Source organism: Marinobacter persicus, from assembly GCF_900114155.1.
GTDB classification, from domain to species: domain Bacteria; phylum Pseudomonadota; class Gammaproteobacteria; order Pseudomonadales; family Oleiphilaceae; genus Marinobacter; species Marinobacter persicus.
The window spans coordinates 359,462-377,167 of sequence record NZ_FOSC01000001.1; the positions used below are offsets into that span (position 1 = coordinate 359,462).

Genomic DNA, 17,706 nt, shown 5'->3' on the forward strand with positions numbered 1-17,706 from the left:
AACCTACTCTCCAAACCCGTCCGCCGGATAACCGCGCGACAACAGGTACTTGCGCACCGCCGGATAGCCCAGCGGCGTGACATGAAAATACGTTCCGGTGTCCACCACCGTCACCAGTTCGGCACGCTGGCAGCGGCCCAGGGTAAGGTCGACCTCCCGGTGCGAGAGCCCGGTCACCAACGCCAGTTGCTCCTCGCTCAGACCTTCGTGCAGCAGCAGGGCATGCAGAACGTGGCTGGAATGCCGCCCCACGCTTTGCGGCACCGCCGGCAGGCTCAACTGGTCCAGCGGCGCCACCCAACAACCCGGCCCGGACGACGTAACAGCCTCAAGGTCGCCTTCGCTCTTCACATCATCACCTTCCGATTCAGCTTCTGGCCGCGCCCGCAAGGCCCGCCGCCAGATGGCCAGGGCAACGCCCGGGTTCCCCCGGGCCAGGCTCGCCAGGTCCTGGGCGAAACTGCTGTATTTGATTTGTCCGGCCTGCTCCGGCGCCGGCAGCACATACAGGCCATCATGGGTCATCCTGACGGTCAGCGACTGGCCTGTTTGCGACCGGGCCAGATGATCCAGCCAACGTACCAGTCGCTCTCCATCCAGTGGGGCCGGCGTAACCGGAGCAACAGGAAGCTCGGGCAGATAATTGGCCCAGAACTGCCAACACCAACTGGAACACCCGATCAAGCCAGTACCGGCCTTATCCGAGGCCAGCAGGGCAAACAACTCTTTTAACAGGGACAGCCCGGAGCGATGACGCAACCAGAAATCCGCCAGTTCAGGGATCACCCAATGGTCGCCTGACAGCTGCCGTTGCCACCAGCTGCGTGCGTCCTGTTCCGAAAGCAGCAGGTGATCCGGCGGTGTGATCACCCGGCGCCCACTGGCAGCCAGGGAGCGGGCCAGGCCGGAAAATGGCGGCACAACCAGAAAAGGCACAGACCGGCCCCGCAGGGCTTCACGGGTTTCAAGCTGCGCCAGAATTGCCCGGGTGACTTCGGCGGCATCGGGCGGGGGTGCATATTGGCGGAGCCGGTCAGGGGTCAACAAAGGCAGGTCATCGAGGCTGCGAAAGGCCTGTTCTTCCGGATGAATGCTGGCCCGCAGCTGGTCCAGAATATCCCTGACGCCCGTGCGCAGGGTTTTGCGGATGGATGTCTCCGGCGCCTGCCATTGCTCCAATGCAATCAACCCGCCGGGCAGGCAGGGATGTTCCTGATCGGTTTCCGTACTCAATGGCGTGACTCCTGAGAGGTTATTCGGGCACCAGCCAGTCCATGCTGGCCGACAGCCCCAGCCGCCGGGGCCCCTTGAGATCGTCCAGCATCGCGGCGAAGCGCTGGTCAAAACCCCAGGGTGGATTGACCACCAGCATGCCGGACCCAACCATGCCGCGCTCTGGCGGACTCTCAAGGCGCACCTCGCTGCGCAGTATCTTGCGAACGGGACCTTCGGCCAGCGTATCCAGCAACGGCTGTTCCAGCCCGTTCGCCATGACCGGATACCAGACAAGATAGACCCCGTGACGGCACTTCTGCCAGGCCTTCACCAATGTGTCGGCCACGGCCCGGTAGTCGTTTTTGATTTCATAGGAAGGATCAATCAGGGTCAGCAGCCTTGGCTGCGCTGGTGGCAGGCTCCTGAGCAGGCCCTTCAGGCCATCCTCACAACGCACCCTGACACCGGCCCGGGTGGCCCACTTCTCCAGCGCCCGGCCCTCGGATGGATGCAGCTCAAAGGCGGTTACCGAATCCCCGGGCCGGGAAAAATGAGCAAGCCAGGCCGGTGATCCCGGGTAATCCTCCAGCGGCCCGCCACCATTCCGGTTGTGGGCCTGGAGCACACTCAACATGGATTGCCAGTCAGGTGACTGCAAGGACTGTCGTTCAGACCAGAGCCGCTGCACACCGAGGTCCGATTCGGCGGTTTTTCGGGCCCGGTCACCGGCCAGGTCATACAGGGCACTGCCGGCGTGGGTGTCAAAACAGGCAATGGCCGATTTCTTGGCCTGCATCATCGCAAGCACCAGTATCAGCGCGGCGTGTTTCTGCACATCAGCAAAATTGCCGGCGTGAAAGGCGTGAAGGTAACTCAGCATAACGGGCTCCTGGCATCAGGGGCCTATTAAGCCGGACTCCGCCGTTCCTGACAACCAGCCGGCACCGGAAGGCCGATATCCTCACCGATCAGTCAGCGGCCTGGCCGCCCGGGGCACCAACATCATGACCTCGCCGCTTCCGACGTTTACCTCCGGCTCGCGTGCTCCTTGTCGACCGCTGCAGGGACTGCCAGGCGGCAAACACACTGCGGGGCGAACCGGCCAGATGGATGACTGAATCACTCATGGGACTTCCTCCGTTACATCACCACAATGACCAGAAACTAGCACGCACAAACGCTTTTGCAAATCATTCTCATTAAATTCTATAATTTTTTACCCCTGATTTGTCGGAAATCAATTCCACTTGCACAGCAGGGGTATTACAAGCAGAATACAAACGCTAATATTTATCATTACCATGAAAATCAAGAATGGAGTCTCCAATGACCAACCCGTTTCGCCCCGCGCCGCTGACGCTGGCCATCACTACTGCCACCATTCTGGCTGCAGGCTGCGCTCAGTCGCCCTCCTCGGCCCAGAACACACAACCGGCCACCAGGGCCAACGTTGTTGAGCACTACGCGGGCCTGGCCCATGCCAACTATGAAGATGCCCTGATCACCGCCCGGGCCCTGGACGAAGCCACCGACCAGCTGATCGCCAACCCCACCGATGCGAACCTGCAGGCCGCCAAGGAAGCCTGGCTGGCGGCCCGGGTGCCGTACCAGCAGAGCGAGGTATTCCGTTTTGGCAACGCCATCGTGGATGACTGGGAAGGTCAGCTGAACGCCTGGCCGCTGGACGAGGGCCTTATCGACTACGTCAAGCCGGACGAGTACCAGCACGAAATGGGCAACGCCGGCGCCACCGCCAACATTATTGCCAGCAACAGCGTTACGGTGGGCGGCGAAACCCTGGACGTGTCCACCCTGAGCCCGCAGCTGCTGGCCGACCTGAACGAAGTGGGCGGTTCCGAGGCCAACGTGGCCACCGGTTACCACGCCATCGAGTTCCTGCTCTGGGGCCAGGACCTGCACGGCTTTGACGCCGGCGCCGGCGAACGCCCGGTGACCGACTACGCCACCGGCGCGGACTGCACCAATGGCAATTGCGAGCGTCGTGGCGAGTATCTGGACGCGGTCACCGATCTGCTGGTGACCGACCTGGAGTGGATGGTGGCCCAGTGGGCGCCGGGCAAAGACGGCAACTATCGTGACCAGCTGACAGCGGCTGACGCCAGCCAGGGCATCCAGAAAATGCTGTTCGGCATGGGCTCCCTGTCACTGGGCGAGCTGGCCGGTGAGCGCATGAAAGTGGCTCTGGAAGCCAACTCCTACGAGGACGAGCACGACTGCTTCAGCGACAACACCCACAACTCCCATTACTACAATGGCCAGGGCATCCAGAACGTCTACACCGGTACCTACCGTCGCGTGGATGGTTCCCTGGTAACCGGCCCGTCCCTGTCTGATCTGGTGGAACAGGCCAACCCGGAACTGGACGCACGCCTGAACAGCCAGCTGGACGCCTCCATGGCCGCATTGCAAAAAATGAAAGCCCGCGCGGAAAGCAGTCAGGACCCAATGGCCTTCGATGAAATGATCGGGCCGGGCAACGCCGAAGGTGAGCAGATCATCACCAACAGCATCATGGCCCTGGTTGAGCAGACCGGCTCCATCGAGCAGGCCGCCCATGAGCTGGGCATCGCAGCCCTGTCTCCGGATGATGCCGGCCACGCGTTCTAAAAGCTGACATCAGCAATATCAGGCTACCGGGCCCCATGGTTCCCGGTAGCCTGAGCACCGGAACAAGCCATGGAAAGTCCACCCATAGCAAAACCTGATAAAAGAACGGGCGGGTTGCCTTTCCATGGCTTATTCATTTGCATGGCGAGTACTTAATAAATGAAACCACAGCTATTCATTTCCGCCCTTGCGCTGAGCGCGCTTTCCGGCGCGGTCCACGCCGACACCCACGCCGGTTACCCGATACAGACCACCCCCCAAACCGGCGGCGAGGGCACGGTGGAGCAATCCGACACCAACGCCTATTCCAGGCCCCAGGGCAACCTGTCCATGACCAAGCGGCTCGACTTCAGCGTAGGCAACAGTTTCTTCCGCAACCCCTGGGTGGAAGCACCGGCCAGCACCGACGCACGGGACGGCCTGGGCCCACTGTTCAACACCAATTCCTGCCAGGGCTGCCATATCAAGGACGGCCGGGGCCACCCACCGGCCATTGACCAGCCACCGGTGTCGCTTTTCCTGCGCCTGGCCGTTCCGGCAGACCCGGAGGCAGACGAGAAACTGCTGCGCACCCATGGCTTCAAGCCCGCGCCGGTGTATGGCAGCCAGTTGCAAACCGCAGCCCTGCCGGCCGCAAAACCGGAAGCCGACCTGCGGATTGAGTGGCAAACCGTCATCGATACCCTCGCCGACGGCACCGAGGTGGAACTGCGCAAACCGATCTATCACATTGAAAATCCCAACTACGGCCCCCTGCCCGAAGACCTTCTGACCTCCCCACGGGTGGCTCCACCGGTGATCGGCATGGGTCTGCTGGAAGCCATTCCCCAGGAAGACCTGGAAGCCAGGGTCGACCCGGAAGACCGTGATGGCGATGGCATTTCCGGTAAACAGAACCAGGTCTGGGATCTGGTCGCCGAAAAGACGGTGCCGGGCCGCTTTGGCTGGAAGGCCGCCGAGCCCAATGTGCACCAGCAGAACATGGGCGCCTTCGCCGGTGACATGGGGCTGACTTCATCGGTCAAGCCCGCCACCGATTGCACCCCGGCCCAGAACTGCGAACAATTTACCCACGGCGGGGAGCCGGAAGTGAGCGACAAGGTGGCCGATTTTGTCACCTTCTACGCCAAGACCCTGGCCGTGCCCGGTCGCCGGAACATGGGAGCCAGATCCGTGAGACACGGAGCGGAGCTGTTCAACGAAACCGGCTGCGCCGCCTGCCACACGCCCCGCCACCAGACCGGCGAGGTGGCGGACCGGCCGGATTTGAGCAACCAGACCATCTGGCCCTATACCGACCTGTTGCTGCACGATATGGGCCCGGCGCTGGCCGACGGCCGCGATGAATTCCTGGCCAACGGCAATGAGTGGCGCACACCGCCGCTCTGGGGCATCGGTTTGGCCCAAGTGGTCAACCCGCAAGCCGGATTCCTGCACGATGGCCGTGCCCGCACCCTGGAAGAGGCCATCCTCTGGCACGGCGGCGAAGCCCGGCCCGCCGCGGATCGATACCGCCAGATGCCGGCCGACGACCGCCAGGCGCTGCTTGATTTCCTGAACTCACTGTAAGGACAAAAGATGAAGCGACTGTCTCAAGCTGTTTTCCTGTCGATGACAGCCCTGGTGCTCAACGTGCAGGCAGCCGCGCCTGACAATGCCAGTGCACAGGCCGGTGAAAGAGCGAGGGAAATCTGGCATCAGCAGATCGAAGGGGGCTACCAGACCCTCAGTGAAAAAGCGGGCGAGTTTGCCGAGCACAGCCGCCACTGGTGTGCCGACCCCGCTACCGGAAGCCGCTCGGATGTAGAGCAGGCCTGGCAACAGGCATTCATGGCGTGGCAGGCCGTACGTTTTGTCGATTTCGGGCCAATCGAAACCGACAACCGGGCCTGGCAGCTCCAGTTCTGGCCGGACCCGAAAAACCTGATTGCCCGCAAGGCCCGCTACCTGCTGTCCGCCGATCAGGCGCCCACAACCGACACCATCGCCGGGGCCGGCGTGGCCGTGCAGGGTTTCCCCATGGCCGAGTACCTGCTGTTTGATGAGCCATTCAACCGTGGCGATCAGGCCCTGCCCGCCGAACGCAGCTGCCAGATGCTAACCGCCGTGGCCAGCCACATCGCCGCAAACAGTGAACAGCAACTGTCGGACTGGCGTGCCTTCGAAAAGCACTACATCGCCAGCGAGCAGTATCAGGACGCTAGCGTTCGCGCCGGCATGAACGCCCTGGAAATTCTGGAAGAGCGTCGCCTCGCCCAACCCATGGGCCTGCGCGGCACCGGCAAACGTTCCGCCTATGTCGCCGATGCCTGGCGCAGCGGCAAAAGCCTGGCCACGGTGGAAGCCACCGTCCGGGGCCTGAAAACCCACTATTTACCGGGCCTGGAACTGCTCCTCGAAAACAGCGGCCAGCCAGGGCTGGCTGACCGAATCCGGGGCCAGTTCAACGAGGTTCTGGAGAACTTTCCTGCCCTGGACACACCGATGGCGCCCCTGCTGGCCGATGACCGTGAGTTTTCCCGCCTGCAGGGTCTGTGGGTGGATGTGTCCCAGTTGACCACCCTGGTGAACGACCAGGCCGCCGTGGCCGTTGGCGTGGTGCGTGGCTTTAACTCCTCGGATGGCGACTGAGGCCACACCCATGATCCCGTTGAGCAGACGACAGCTTCTGAAAGCCGGATTGGCCGGCGGCCTGGCTGCCACACTGACCGGCTGCAGCCTCCTGCCCCGCAAGACCGGCACCCTGCCGGACCAGTACACCGGTGCCATTGGCCTGCCCGATGGTGGTTTTGGGGTGGGCGCTATAGACCGCCACGGCCATCTGCTTTGGCAGTCGCCAATGGCCAGCCGGGGCCACAGTGGCTGCAACCGCCCAGGCAACCAGGAAGTGGTTTTCTTTGAACGACGGCCGGGCCGGTCCTTCTACGTGATCAATGCCGGCACCGGGGCCCGCAAGCACCACATCCGCGCGGAGGCCGGCGAGCACTTTGTCGGCCACGGCGTGTTTTCCCCGGACGGCCGCTGGCTCTATGCCACCGGCAGCCGCTACGAGGAGGGTGAAGGCATCGTCACGGTGTACGATGCCGAAAACGGCTATCGCCGGACCAACACCTTCGACCTCAACGGCATTGGCCCGCACCAGCTCACGCTGCACGCGGACGGAGACACGCTGGTGATCGGTCTGGGCGGCATTCTCACTCACCCGGACTACGACCGCATCAAGCTCAACCTGCCCTCCATGGAGCCGGCGCTCATCCTGATGAACCGGAAAAACGGAGAGATCGTCGGACGCTTCCGCCCCGCCCACCATCACCAAAGCGCCCGCCATGTGGATGTCAGCGCCGGCGGCAAGATCTATGTTGCCTATCAGTACCAGGGGCCGCTGCACGAAATGCCACCGCTGCTGGCGCGGGTGGAAAATGGCCAGCTGCGCGAATACCGCTTTGATGACGATACCCAGGCCGGCCTGGCCAACTACATCGCCAGTGTCATCGCCCATCCCGAAAACGACCTGGTGGCCGCCGCCTCCCCCGTGGGCGGCACCGCCATTGTCTTTGAAGGCGCAAGCGGCAAACTGGTGTCGAAGGCCGGCATCCCTGACTGCGCCGGCATTCAGGCACTGGCCGGCGGCGACTTTCTGATCTCCTCGGGACGCGGGAAGCTCGTGCGGTTGGGGCGGGACAATCGTCCCCTGGAACTGGCCTCGTTGCCCGTTTACTGGGACCATCATCTGGTCTGACAGGAACAAAAGACCGTAACCCGTTGTTAATGGCTATAACCCGGGGCAGCCCGCCTTAAGAAAGCCCCGGGTTGCTGCTATGCTTGAGCGACTTTTTAACAGGAGGACAACGGTTTGCCAGCAACGGACCAGACAGACGCTCGCCGCAACCCCGCCGAACAACTGTACAACCTCATTGCCAACGAGGAAGACGCCCGGGTGTGCAAGGACATCCCGGAGGAGGCCTGCCGGGAAGTACCCAAAAACTTTTTCCTGATTCTGGCGGCGAACGTGCTTACCAAGCTCGGTGACCTGTTGATCAGCCCCAAGACGGTTTTGGCCTGGCTGATGAGCGCCGTGGGCGCGCCGGCACTGGTGGCCTGGCTGGTACCCATCCGCGAATCCGGCTCACTGGTCCCGCAAATGGTGATTGCCGCCTGGGTACGCCGCAAGCCGGTACGCAAGGGGTTCTGGGTTTTGGGCAGTTTCGGCCAGGCCGTCAGCGTGGCGGGCATGGCGGGCAGCATCTGGTTTCTGGACGGCTACGCCGCCGGTAGCGGCGTCATTGCTGCGTTAATCGTGTTCTCCCTGGCCCGGGGGTTCTGCTCGGTGGCGATGAAAGATGTGCAGGGCAAATGCATCCCCAAGACCCGCCGCGGCCGGCTGTCCGGTCTGGCCACCACCATCGGTGGCACCGCCACGGTGATCCTGACCGGCCTGCTGTTCTGGGATCGCGGCGACCCGACCCTGACCTTCTACACGGTACTGTTGTTGCTGGCGGCCGTGCTCTGGGTGGTGGCCGGCGTGCTGTTTGCCAATGTGGAGGAATACGAGGGCGAAACCGGCGGTGGCGGCAACGCCCTGACCGAAGCGTTGAAAAGCCTGACACTGCTGCGCGACGACGCGCCTTTCCGCCATTTCGTGATTACCCGGGCACTGCTGCTTTGCTCCGCTCTGGCCTCGCCCTATTTCGTGGTATTGGCCCAGCAGGAGTCGGACATTGGCTGGATGCTGGGCGTGTTTCTGCTGGCCAGCAGCCTGGCCAGTTCGCTCAGTGCCAGTTTCTGGGGCTGGGCCGCCGACACCTCCAGCCGCCGGGTGATGATTCGCGGAGCGGCCATGGCCAGTGGTATCTGCCTGCTGGTAGGCGTGCTGGCGTTAATCTTCGGCCCCGGGTTCGGTGGCGCCTGGTTTTATCCGCTCGCCTTTTTTGTGCTGAGCATCGCCCACGCCGGGGTGCGGCTGGGGCGCAAAACCTACCTGGTGGACATGGCCAGCGGTAACAAACGCACCGACTACACCGCCGTGAGCAATACCGTGATTGGTATTCTGCTGCTGGTGACCGGTGCATTCACTGCGGCCATTTCCATGGTTTCCGATATTGCCGTGATTCTGGTGCTTGGGCTAATGGGCCTGGCGGGCATGCTGAGCGCGGTACGGCTAAAGGAAGTAACCGAGGACTGAACAAGCGCCGGGCTGCGCCGAAGTCTCAAGGACCATTCAGCGCAGGAAACCAGCCTGCCTGTCAGTGGCCGGCCGGTGTGTAGCCAACCCGGAAACCACCCCAGTGCTTGCCGTTGACAAAGATGGGCACGGACATGTCGTGCATGATCTCACCGGTGTCGCGGCGATAGGTCTGTAGCAGCATGTCTTCGGTGTGGGTGCCACAACGGATACCCGTGCGGTCATTGAACAGGCGCTTGCTGCGGCTTTTCACCAGATCCACTTCACGGTTACCGGTGGGCGGGTTGGCAAATTCCCGGTTATGGGTGGGTACGTAACCGTCCGGCGCGCAGGCGATGGCAAACACGATGGCGTCGTGGGAATTCTTGATCGCTTCCTGGATCGCCGGGAAAACCTGATCGGTGTAGCGATCAAAACTGCTGGAGTACTGCTGGGGATCGGTGTTGGCAATCGGGTCCCGCTTCTTGTCGAACAGGGCGGACTCGCTCAGTTTGCCCTGCTCAATGGCCTGCTCGAACAGTTTGCCGATCTGCTCGGCGCCCGATTTGGCCTGCTCGTAGAACGGTCTGTGATAACTCTGTTTGCTGTTCAGGGCGAAAGCGGCGTTGGCCTTCTCGGCCAGCACCATGAGTTTGTTGGCCTGATCCGCCAGCGAGGCCACGCTGCTGTCACTTTCGGAAATGTGATCCTTGACCGTCTCGATGGCATTGAACACCTGCCCCAGGCTCTGTTCGTTGGCCTGGTCGATTTCCGCGATGCGCGCCACCTGCTCCTGCACCCGATCCGACTGGTCGCGGATCTGGTCCAGCTGGCCGCCCACGCTTTCCACCGAGGCCAGGCCTTCTTCCACGCTCTTGGCCAGATTCTCAATACGCGAAACAATCAGGGTGGTGTCGTTCTGGATCTCTTCCAGGGTCTCGGCCACTTCGCCGGTGGCCTGGGCGGTACGGCCGGCCAGTTGCCGGACTTCGTCGGCCACCACGGCAAAACCACGGCCCTGTTCACCGGCCCGGGCCGCCTCGATGGCCGCGTTCAGCGCCAGCAGGTTGGTCTGTTCTGCGATACCCTGAATCGTGGTGGTCACGCCCTGAATCTTGGTGGACTTGTCGTTCAGTTCCTGAATCAGGCGCAGGTTTTCACTGGATTGTTCGTGCACCACCCGTACGCTGTCGATGGCGGAGGTCAGCGCCTGACGGCCCTGCACACTCACTTCCCGGTTTTGCATAGCCATGGTGGCGGCATTGGTGGCCTGCTCGGACGATTCGTGTACCGACTCGGTAATACGGCCGGCGTGGTCAGCCATCTGGCCGGTTTCTTCCACCTGCTGATCCAGGCGTTTTTTCACCTGATCAGCGGCGTAAGCCACCTCGGCGGCGGAAATGGCGTTCTGATCAGCACTGTCGGAGAGGGTATCAATCAGCGCACGACCGGCGCCGGCGTCAGCCAGCAGCTGTTCAAAACGGGCATACAGGGGATGGTCTTCCGGCAAGGTGCGGTCATTAAGCTGCTCCAGCGCCTTCCGTGCCGGGGCCAGCACCCTCATGACCAGATAACCGACGGTCAGCACCAGACCTGCTATCAGGCCAAGCGTTAAAGAAACTGCGTCCAGGCCAACCAGCGGCGCGGCAAACGCACAAACCACAACCAGTATGACCGCAGCAACCAGACCGAAGACTGTTGCAGCACGATTGATTAAACCCATGGTGCCCTCGTCGTTATCTTTGCTTAATGCAAGTATTTATTATTTCAGGCCGGATTCGAGACTAATGAAATGACAAAAGTTAATAACTCATACTTTAGTGTAAAAAATTCATCCACATCCGGCCGGACTATACTGGATAACGGCGCCGGTGCCATTTTCTTGAGCCATTAAAACCATTCTGGCTGCATGTTAAGGCAGGTATCGTCCTGATTACGCAACAACACCAGGTCCTGCGCCACCCGGGGCAGTTCCCGGTGGAAGAAATGCTGGGCGGCCTGCAATTTTCCCCGGTAGAAATGCCTGTCCGGATCGGAGACAGCCACCGGCAGGGCCCTGGCCGCCACATTTGCCTGCCGCAACCACATCCACGCCACCGTAATGTGGCCAAACAGGCGCAGGTAATTCTGACTGTTGGCCAATACCCGGCGGGCGTGGCCGTCCATCAACGATTGCCCGAGGCTCTGGGTAACCCGGACCGCCTGCTGCAGGGTTTCACTCAACGACAACGCCCATTGCTGGCACAGCCCCGAGCCTGCCGCCTGCAGATCGTCCTGCATTCGCTGCATCAATAACTGAAGCCCCTGGCTTTGAGCGTGCCAGACCTGCCGACCAAGCAGATCCTGTGCGGCGGAACGGGCTCGCTGCTGGGCTTCGCGGTCACCAGGAAGGTTCTGCGCCGACCAGCCGGCAATGACCGGTGCCAGCAGCCCGAACAGACTGTCAGCCTCGGCACGACGATCCGCATCCGGGTGTTCGCTTTGCTCGGTTAACAGGTCGGCGCCGTAAAGACACAGGGCCAGACCTCCTTCACAGGCGGCTTTTTGTGCCAGCAATGCACAGCGGACATCCGCCCGGGCAATCAATGGCTCCAGAGACTCTTCCCGCTCCGGGTTGTCCGAGGCCACCGACTGGTAATGCTCCCGCGCCCAGGCCAGCGATTCCACATAGTCGGTGTACTGACGCGCCACCAGGCTGAAGCCCCGGGCCAGCGGCTGGCTGGCCATGCGGTCGGCGGCGGCGTAGATCTCTTCCAGGGCATCCCCGGATTGCCGGGTTTGCACCAGCAAACTGTCAGCCAGCACTTCTCGAAGCTGGAATTCAAGGTCTCGGCGGTCCAGTGCAGTGGCAGTCATTAATTCAGTCTCCTTTAATCCGGGCAGCAAGAGCGTCTCACAGCGGAGGGCTGGTGGAAAGCCGGAATTTTCGCCGAAAACATAGAGAAAGGTCGCAACATTACTTGACCTTGGTCACGTTGTACGTATTATCGACTACCCAGTTTATTCAACGGAGCAACCATGACCGCGAGGTCCACCGGCTGCACACATTTTCCCGAGCTACTGCTGACGGATGACATTGTCCGACAGCGGGGACGCCTGCCCTACTTCCCGGATCCACCCCTCAAGGCCTGATCCACCACAACCCCCTTTGGCCTGATGCACTGTGCATACGGCAAGCACAGGGCTAAACTCTGTCTGCGCTTTATATGCTGACAACCCACGCAAACGAACACCGATAACGAGGTCGCGATGTCGCTACCGCTGGTTGTATTTTTGCCTTTTCTGGGGGCTATAGCCGCACCCCTGTTTGCCCAGGGTGGGCGCACGGCAATAGCCATTGCCTCTTCCGTACCTGCATTGATTGCCCTCGCGGCCCTGTTTCCACATTGGGAAACCCTGGCAGATGGCGGCACGGTATTGTTCGCCAAGGAATGGCTGCCGGCCATCGGTATTTCATTTACCTTCCGGCTCGACGGCCTCGCCCTGCTGTTTTCCCTGCTGATTCTGATCATCGGCCTGCTGATCATTCTCTACGCCCGCTACTACCTCAAAAAGGGCGAGAACATCGGCAAGTTCTACGCCCTGCTACTGTGCTTCAAGGGCTCGATGCTGGGCATTGTGCTGTCTGGCAATCTCCTGCTGATGGTGATTTTCTGGGAGTTAACCAGCATTACCTCGTTCCTGCTGATCAGTTTCTGGAATCACAAACAGGACGCCCGCCGGGGCGCACGCATGGCGCTGGCCGTGACGGGTGGTGGCGGTCTGGCCCTGCTGGCCGGCATTCTGATCATCGGCAATATTGTTGGCAGCTTTGAGCTGGACGACGTGCTGGCCGCCGGGGATGTCATCAAGGCCCACGCCATGTACCCGGTGGCGCTGACCCTGGTATTGCTGGGTGCCTTTACCAAATCGGCACAGTTCCCGTTCCACTTCTGGCTGCCCCATGCCATGCAGGCGCCAACCCCGGTCTCGGCCTACCTGCACTCGGCCACCATGGTAAAAGCGGGTGTATTCCTGATGGCACGCCTGTACCCGGCGCTGGCGGGTACCGAGTTGTGGTTCTACATGGTCAGCTTTACCGGTATGGCCACGTTGCTGATTGGCGCCTACGTAGCCATGTTCAAGCACGACCTGAAAGGCCTGCTGGCGCATTCAACCGTCAGCCATCTGGGTCTGATCACCCTGCTGTTCGGTATGGGAACCGAACTGTCTGCAGTGGCGGCGGTCTTCCACATTATCAACCACGCCACGTTCAAGGCCTCGCTGTTCATGGCCGCCGGCATTATTGATCATGAAACCGGCACACGTGATATGCGTCGTCTCAACGGGCTGTGGCGCTACATGCCCCACACCGCCACCCTGGCCATGGTAGCGGCGGCATCCATGGCCGGTGTGCCGCTGATGAATGGTTTCCTGAGCAAGGAAATGTTCTTCGCTGAATCCCTGAAGGTAAACCTTCCGGGTGCCATGGCCTGGCTGCTGCCAGTCGGCGCAACCGCGGCCGGCATCTTTGCCGTGGCCTATTCCGCGCGCTTTATCCACGACGTATTTTTCAACGGCAAACCCACCAACCTGCCGGTTTACCCACCTCACGAGCCACCGCGTTACATGAAAATACCGGTGGAGATTCTGGTGTTCGCCTGTCTGATGGTGGGCATGTTCCCGGCCTTCTCGGTCGGGCCGCTGCTCTATTCCGCCTCTTACGCCACCCTGGGTGGCGCTGTTCCGGACTACCACCTGGCCATCCTGCATGGCTTCAACCTGCCACTGATGATGAGCGTGGCGGCGTTTGTCGGTGGCCTGCTGATGTACAGCCAGCGGCAGAAATTTTTCGCCTTCCACGCCCGCTTCAAGGAAATTGACGAAAAAGCGGTGTTCGAGAACGTTGTCACCTGGCTGGTGAATCAGGCCCACCGCTTTACGTCGCTGGTGGAAAACGGCTCTTTGCAGCGTTATGCCATGTTGCTGGTTGTCAGTGTCATTGCCGTGGCTATCGTACCGCTGGCCCAACTCGGCCTGTTCATTGGCGAGTCCGGCCTGTCACCGGTGGACTGGCCAACCGGCATTGCCGCCGCCGTCTTGATCGTCAGCGCGATTGGCGCCGCCATGGGGCATCGAGAGCGTTTTTCCGCTCTGGTACTGCTGAGTGTGGTCGGCCTGGTGGTGGCCCTGGCATTCGCCCGCTTCTCGGCACCGGATCTGGCCATGACCCAACTGTCGGTTGAAACCGTCACCATTGTATTGCTGATGCTGGCCTTGTTTTACATGCCATCCTGGACACCGATCGAAAGCGGCTCGAACCACCGGATTCGGGATGTCATCCTGGCGCTGATTGCCGGCGTGGGAATGACCCTGGTCACCCTGGCCATGCTCACCCAGCCGTTTACCTCCATTTCCGAGTTTTTCCTGGAAAACAGTAAAACCGGAGGTGGCGGCACCAACGTGGTGAACGTCATTCTGGTGGATTTCCGTGGCTTCGATACCCTGGGTGAGATCACCGTGCTAGCCATTGCCGCACTGGGGATTTACGCCATGCTCAAAGACACCGCCCTGACACCACCACCCAGCGACGGCCAGGGACATGCCTGGACCCGCGATGCCCATCCGCTGATGCTCAAGCAGCTGGCACGGCCACTGCTGCCCCTGGCCCTGATGGTGTCAGCCTATATTTTCCTGCGTGGTCACAACCTGCCAGGCGGCGGTTTCATTGCCGGGCTGATTACCTCGGTGGCGCTGGTAGTCCAGTACATTGCCTGCGGCATGTCCTGGACCCAGGACCGTATCAGCATCAAATATCACAACGTCATCGGCCTGGGTCTGCTGTTTGCCACACTGGCCGGCGTGGGCAGTTTTGTCTTCGGTTATCCGTTCCTGACGTCCACCTTCGAGTATCTGAAGTGGCCGGTGGTCGGCAAATTCGAAATTGCCTCCGCCATTGTCTTTGACCTGGGCGTGTACCTGGCGGTGATCGGCGCCACCCTGCTGGCCCTGGTCAGCATTGGCCGGCTGTCCCCCCACTCGGCGATCAAGAGTCCGCAGGAGAAAGCATAATGGAACTGGTTTTTGCTTTAGTCATCGGCACCCTGACCGCAACCGGGGTCTATCTGTTGCTGCGTGCCCGCACCTTTCCGGTGGTGATGGGGCTGACGCTGCTGTCCTACGGGGTCAACCTGTTCCTGTTCTCGTCTGGCCGCCTGGCGACCGGTGAACAGCCTATTCTGGGCACCGCAGACTCCTACTCGGATCCCCTGCCCCAGGCTCTGGTACTGACGGCCATTGTCATCGGCTTCGCCATGACCGCCTTTGTCGTGGTGTTGTCACTGCGCAATCTGGCGGACAACGACGATGATCACGTTGACGGCACCCAGCCGAAGCAGCCAGACATCGACGTGCAGGATGAAGAGGAGATTACCGGCAAATGAATCATTGGCTTACTGCACCCATCCTGATTCCGTTGCTTGGCGGTATCCTGCAAACCTTTATGGGGTACGCCCCCATTCCTCTGCGCCGCACCCTGGCAGTGGCCACCACGGTACTGCTGGTGGCTGCCTCGTTCATTCTGCTGTCCCTGGCCACCGACGACGCTTACCGGGTCTATGCCTTCGGTAACTGGCAGCCACCTTTCGGGATTGTGCTTGTACTGGATCGTCTGGCCGCGCTGATGCTGGTGATGACCTCGGTACTGGCCCTGTTCTGCCACATTTATTCGCTGGGCGGCGCAGACCAGGGCAATCGTCAGTTCCATACCCTGTTCCTGTTCCAGTTGATGGGCCTGAACATTGCGTTTCTGACCGGAGATCTGTTCAACCTGTTCGTTGCCTTCGAAGTACTGCTGATTGCTTCCTACGGTCTGTTGATGCACGGCGGCGGCACTGTGCGCACCGTGCCGGGGCTGCATTATGTTGTGCTGAACCTGGCTGGCTCGGCGATTTTCCTGATCAGTGTCGGCATGATCTACAGCGTCACCGGCACTCTCAACATGGCCGACCTGGCGGTGAAGGTACCGCAGGTCGCCGACGAGAATCTGAACATTGTTCAGGCAGGCGGCATGATGTTACTGGTGGTCTTTGCCCTGAAAGCCGCCATCCTGCCCCTGTGCTTCTGGCTGCCCAAAGCCTACGGTAACGCCACCGCACCCGTGGCCGCCCTGTTTGCCGTGATGACCAAGGTCGGCATTTACGCCATTATCCGGGTGTATCTGCTGGTGTTTGGTGACAACGCCGGCCCACTGGCCAACCTCGGCATGGACTGGCTGTTTCCGCTGGCGCTGATTACCCTGGCCATGGGCGTTATCGGCGCGCTGGGCGCCAACAACCTGCGCTCACTGATTGCCTGGCAGGTGATTATCTCGGTGGGCACCTTGCTGGCTCCCATTGCCCTGGGTTCCCAGGCCGGTATTTCAGCCGCCCTGTTTTACATGCTCAGCACCACCTGGACCGTGGGCGGCCTGTTCCTGGTCGCCAACCTGATTGCCGGCCAACGTGGTGGCGCCGCCGACTACATCATCACGGCGCCGAAAATGCATCACCGTCGCCTTCTGGGCGTACTGTTCATGCTCGGCGCGGTGGCCGCCGCCGGGTTGCCGCCATTGAGTGGTTTTCTTGGCAAAGTGCTGATTCTCAAGTCGGTGGATTCCGGCGTGCCCATGGCCTGGCTGTGGGGTGTGCTTCTGGTGGGCAGTTTCCTGACCATTCTTGCCTACAGCCGTGCCGGCAGCATCGTGTTCTGGCGCACCATCGATGGTCACGTGGATGCACGGGAGTCGCTGTCCGGCACGACCGCCGTCGCCGCCGCCCTGCTGACGGCCCTGAGCGTTGTGATTGTGGCACTGGCCAACCCGATCAACGCCTACACGGAAGCCACTGCCGCACAGTTGCTGGACACCTCAGCCTACCTTGAAATACTGAAGGCCCCGATGGCCGGGGAGGAGAACTGATGCTTGCCCGTATAGGATTCCCGCAGCCCTGGCTCAGCCTGCTGCTGTTCATTACCTGGCAGTTGCTGAGCGATGGCATTTCCGGTGGCAGCGTGGTGCTGGGCCTGATACTGGCCTGGGCCATTCCCCGCATCACCTACGGTTTCTGGCCGGAGCCTCCCGGCTTCGTAAACGCCTGGCGCATGCCGGTGTACCTGGCAATTGTGCTGTGGGACATCGTGCTTGCCAGCTTTTCGGTGGCGAAACTGATCCTCAGCCCGCGCAAACCGCGCCCGGCGTTTATCTGCTACCCGCTGCAACTGGAGCATCCGCTGGCCATCTCCATTCTGGCAAGCACCATATCCCTGACCCCCGGCACCGTCAGTGCCGATGTCAGCGACGACCAGAAACTGCTGTTGATCCATGCCCTTGACGCGGAAGATAACCAGGCAGTGATCGACAGCATCCACAATCGTTACGAAAAGCCCCTGATGGAGATGTTCAAGTGATCACCATCGCTCTGTATGCCACCATTGCCATGGTCGTTTTGGCGGCCTTGCTGAACATGTTTCGCCTGCTCAAAGGGCCCGATGCTCCCGACCGGGTACTGGCACTAGATACGCTCTATATCAATGCCATTGCCCTGATCATTCTGGTGGGCATTACTCTGGGGACCCGAATGTATCTGGAATCGGCCCTGCTGATTGCGGTCATGGGGTTTGTCGGCACCGTGGCCATGGCCAAGTATCTCAAGCGCGGCAGCGTGATCGAGTAGCCGCAGGAGGAA

The 17,706-nt window shown here is 61.1% G+C and carries 13 protein-coding genes and 1 pseudogene; 10 read left to right on the forward strand and 4 right to left on the reverse strand.

Going from position 1 to position 17,706, the window contains the following annotated elements; all coding sequences use genetic code 11:
- Positions 1-3: 3 nt before the first annotated feature.
- Both BMZ63_RS01675 and BMZ63_RS01680 read right to left on the reverse strand, forming a co-directional pair.
- Positions 4-1,233 (reverse strand): hypothetical protein, encoded by a 1,230-nt coding sequence (locus tag BMZ63_RS01675; protein ID WP_091700752.1) that lies wholly within the window; start codon positions 1,231-1,233, stop codon positions 4-6.
- Positions 1,234-1,252: 19 nt separating this feature from the next.
- On the reverse strand, positions 1,253-2,095 hold the full coding sequence (locus BMZ63_RS01680) for a 23S rRNA (adenine(2030)-N(6))-methyltransferase RlmJ (RefSeq protein WP_091700755.1): 843 nt from the start codon (positions 2,093-2,095) through the stop codon (positions 1,253-1,255).
- Between the two features lie 446 nt (positions 2,096-2,541).
- Between BMZ63_RS01680 and BMZ63_RS01685 the strand changes: the two genes are divergently transcribed.
- The 5 genes from BMZ63_RS01685 to BMZ63_RS01705 all read left to right on the forward strand — a co-directional run bounded on the left by BMZ63_RS01685 (position 2,542) and on the right by BMZ63_RS01705 (position 9,025).
- Positions 2,542-3,843 (forward strand): imelysin family protein, encoded by a 1,302-nt coding sequence (locus BMZ63_RS01685; protein WP_091700758.1) that lies wholly within the window; start codon positions 2,542-2,544, stop codon positions 3,841-3,843.
- Between the two features lie 159 nt (positions 3,844-4,002).
- Positions 4,003-5,412 (forward strand): di-heme oxidoreductase family protein, encoded by a 1,410-nt coding sequence (locus BMZ63_RS01690; protein ID WP_091700761.1) that lies wholly within the window; start codon positions 4,003-4,005, stop codon positions 5,410-5,412.
- 9 nt (positions 5,413-5,421) lie between these two features.
- Entirely contained in the window at positions 5,422-6,474 is a 1,053-nt protein-coding gene (locus tag BMZ63_RS01695; RefSeq protein WP_091700764.1) for an imelysin family protein, read from the forward strand.
- A 10-nt stretch (positions 6,475-6,484) separates the two neighbouring features.
- The gene (locus tag BMZ63_RS01700) at positions 6,485-7,582 is read left to right on the forward strand and encodes a DUF1513 domain-containing protein (protein WP_227663647.1); all 1,098 of its coding nucleotides are present in this window, start codon (positions 6,485-6,487) and stop codon (positions 7,580-7,582) included.
- Between the two features lie 114 nt (positions 7,583-7,696).
- Positions 7,697-9,025, forward strand: coding sequence for an MFS transporter (locus BMZ63_RS01705; protein ID WP_091700766.1), 1,329 nt, complete (start codon positions 7,697-7,699; stop codon positions 9,023-9,025).
- A 61-nt stretch (positions 9,026-9,086) separates the two neighbouring features.
- Here the strand turns inward: BMZ63_RS01705 and BMZ63_RS01710 are convergent, their stop codons facing one another.
- Positions 9,087-10,727, reverse strand: a complete 1,641-nt coding sequence (locus BMZ63_RS01710) for a methyl-accepting chemotaxis protein (protein ID WP_091700769.1) — start codon at positions 10,725-10,727, stop codon at positions 9,087-9,089.
- A 167-nt stretch (positions 10,728-10,894) separates the two neighbouring features.
- A pseudogene (locus BMZ63_RS01715) lies at positions 10,895-11,593 on the reverse strand (acyl-CoA dehydrogenase C-terminal domain-containing protein); the annotation flags it as partial.
- 660 nt (positions 11,594-12,253) lie between these two features.
- On the opposite strand from BMZ63_RS01715, the gene BMZ63_RS01720 reads away from it, so the two are divergent.
- From BMZ63_RS01720 to BMZ63_RS01740, 5 genes are read left to right on the forward strand one after another with little or no spacing between them, the layout of a single operon-like run.
- The gene (locus BMZ63_RS01720) at positions 12,254-15,055 is read left to right on the forward strand and encodes a monovalent cation/H+ antiporter subunit A (protein WP_091700774.1); all 2,802 of its coding nucleotides are present in this window, start codon (positions 12,254-12,256) and stop codon (positions 15,053-15,055) included.
- The gene (locus BMZ63_RS01725; protein ID WP_091700777.1) at positions 15,055-15,426 is read left to right on the forward strand and encodes a Na+/H+ antiporter subunit C; all 372 of its coding nucleotides are present in this window, start codon (positions 15,055-15,057) and stop codon (positions 15,424-15,426) included. The genes BMZ63_RS01720 and BMZ63_RS01725 overlap by 1 nt, the downstream gene beginning before the upstream one ends.
- A complete protein-coding gene (locus BMZ63_RS01730) occupies positions 15,423-16,940 on the forward strand; it encodes a monovalent cation/H+ antiporter subunit D (protein WP_091700780.1) in 1,518 nt (505 codons plus the stop codon). Before BMZ63_RS01725 ends, BMZ63_RS01730 begins: the two co-directional genes overlap by 4 nt.
- A complete protein-coding gene (locus BMZ63_RS01735; RefSeq protein ID WP_091700783.1) occupies positions 16,940-17,428 on the forward strand; it encodes a Na+/H+ antiporter subunit E in 489 nt (162 codons plus the stop codon). The genes BMZ63_RS01730 and BMZ63_RS01735 overlap by 1 nt, the downstream gene beginning before the upstream one ends.
- Positions 17,425-17,694 (forward strand): K+/H+ antiporter subunit F, encoded by a 270-nt coding sequence (locus BMZ63_RS01740; protein WP_091700785.1) that lies wholly within the window; start codon positions 17,425-17,427, stop codon positions 17,692-17,694. The genes BMZ63_RS01735 and BMZ63_RS01740 overlap by 4 nt, the downstream gene beginning before the upstream one ends.
- Positions 17,695-17,706 lie beyond the last annotated feature (12 nt).

Coding starts and splice junctions, on each gene's coding strand:
- BMZ63_RS01680 (WP_091700755.1), bottom strand. CDS start 2,095: ATGCTGAGTTACCTTCACGCCTTTCACGCCGGCAATTTTGCTGATGTG.
- BMZ63_RS01685 (WP_091700758.1), top strand. CDS start 2,542: ATGACCAACCCGTTTCGCCCCGCGCCGCTGACGCTGGCCATCACTACT.
- BMZ63_RS01690 (WP_091700761.1), top strand. CDS start 4,003: ATGAAACCACAGCTATTCATTTCCGCCCTTGCGCTGAGCGCGCTTTCC.
- BMZ63_RS01695 (WP_091700764.1), top strand. CDS start 5,422: ATGAAGCGACTGTCTCAAGCTGTTTTCCTGTCGATGACAGCCCTGGTG.
- BMZ63_RS01700 (WP_227663647.1), top strand. CDS start 6,485: ATGATCCCGTTGAGCAGACGACAGCTTCTGAAAGCCGGATTGGCCGGC.
- BMZ63_RS01710 (WP_091700769.1), bottom strand. CDS start 10,727: ATGGGTTTAATCAATCGTGCTGCAACAGTCTTCGGTCTGGTTGCTGCG.
- BMZ63_RS01720 (WP_091700774.1), top strand. CDS start 12,254: ATGTCGCTACCGCTGGTTGTATTTTTGCCTTTTCTGGGGGCTATAGCC.
- BMZ63_RS01725 (WP_091700777.1), top strand. CDS start 15,055: ATGGAACTGGTTTTTGCTTTAGTCATCGGCACCCTGACCGCAACCGGG.
- BMZ63_RS01730 (WP_091700780.1), top strand. CDS start 15,423: ATGAATCATTGGCTTACTGCACCCATCCTGATTCCGTTGCTTGGCGGT.
- BMZ63_RS01735 (WP_091700783.1), top strand. CDS start 16,940: ATGCTTGCCCGTATAGGATTCCCGCAGCCCTGGCTCAGCCTGCTGCTG.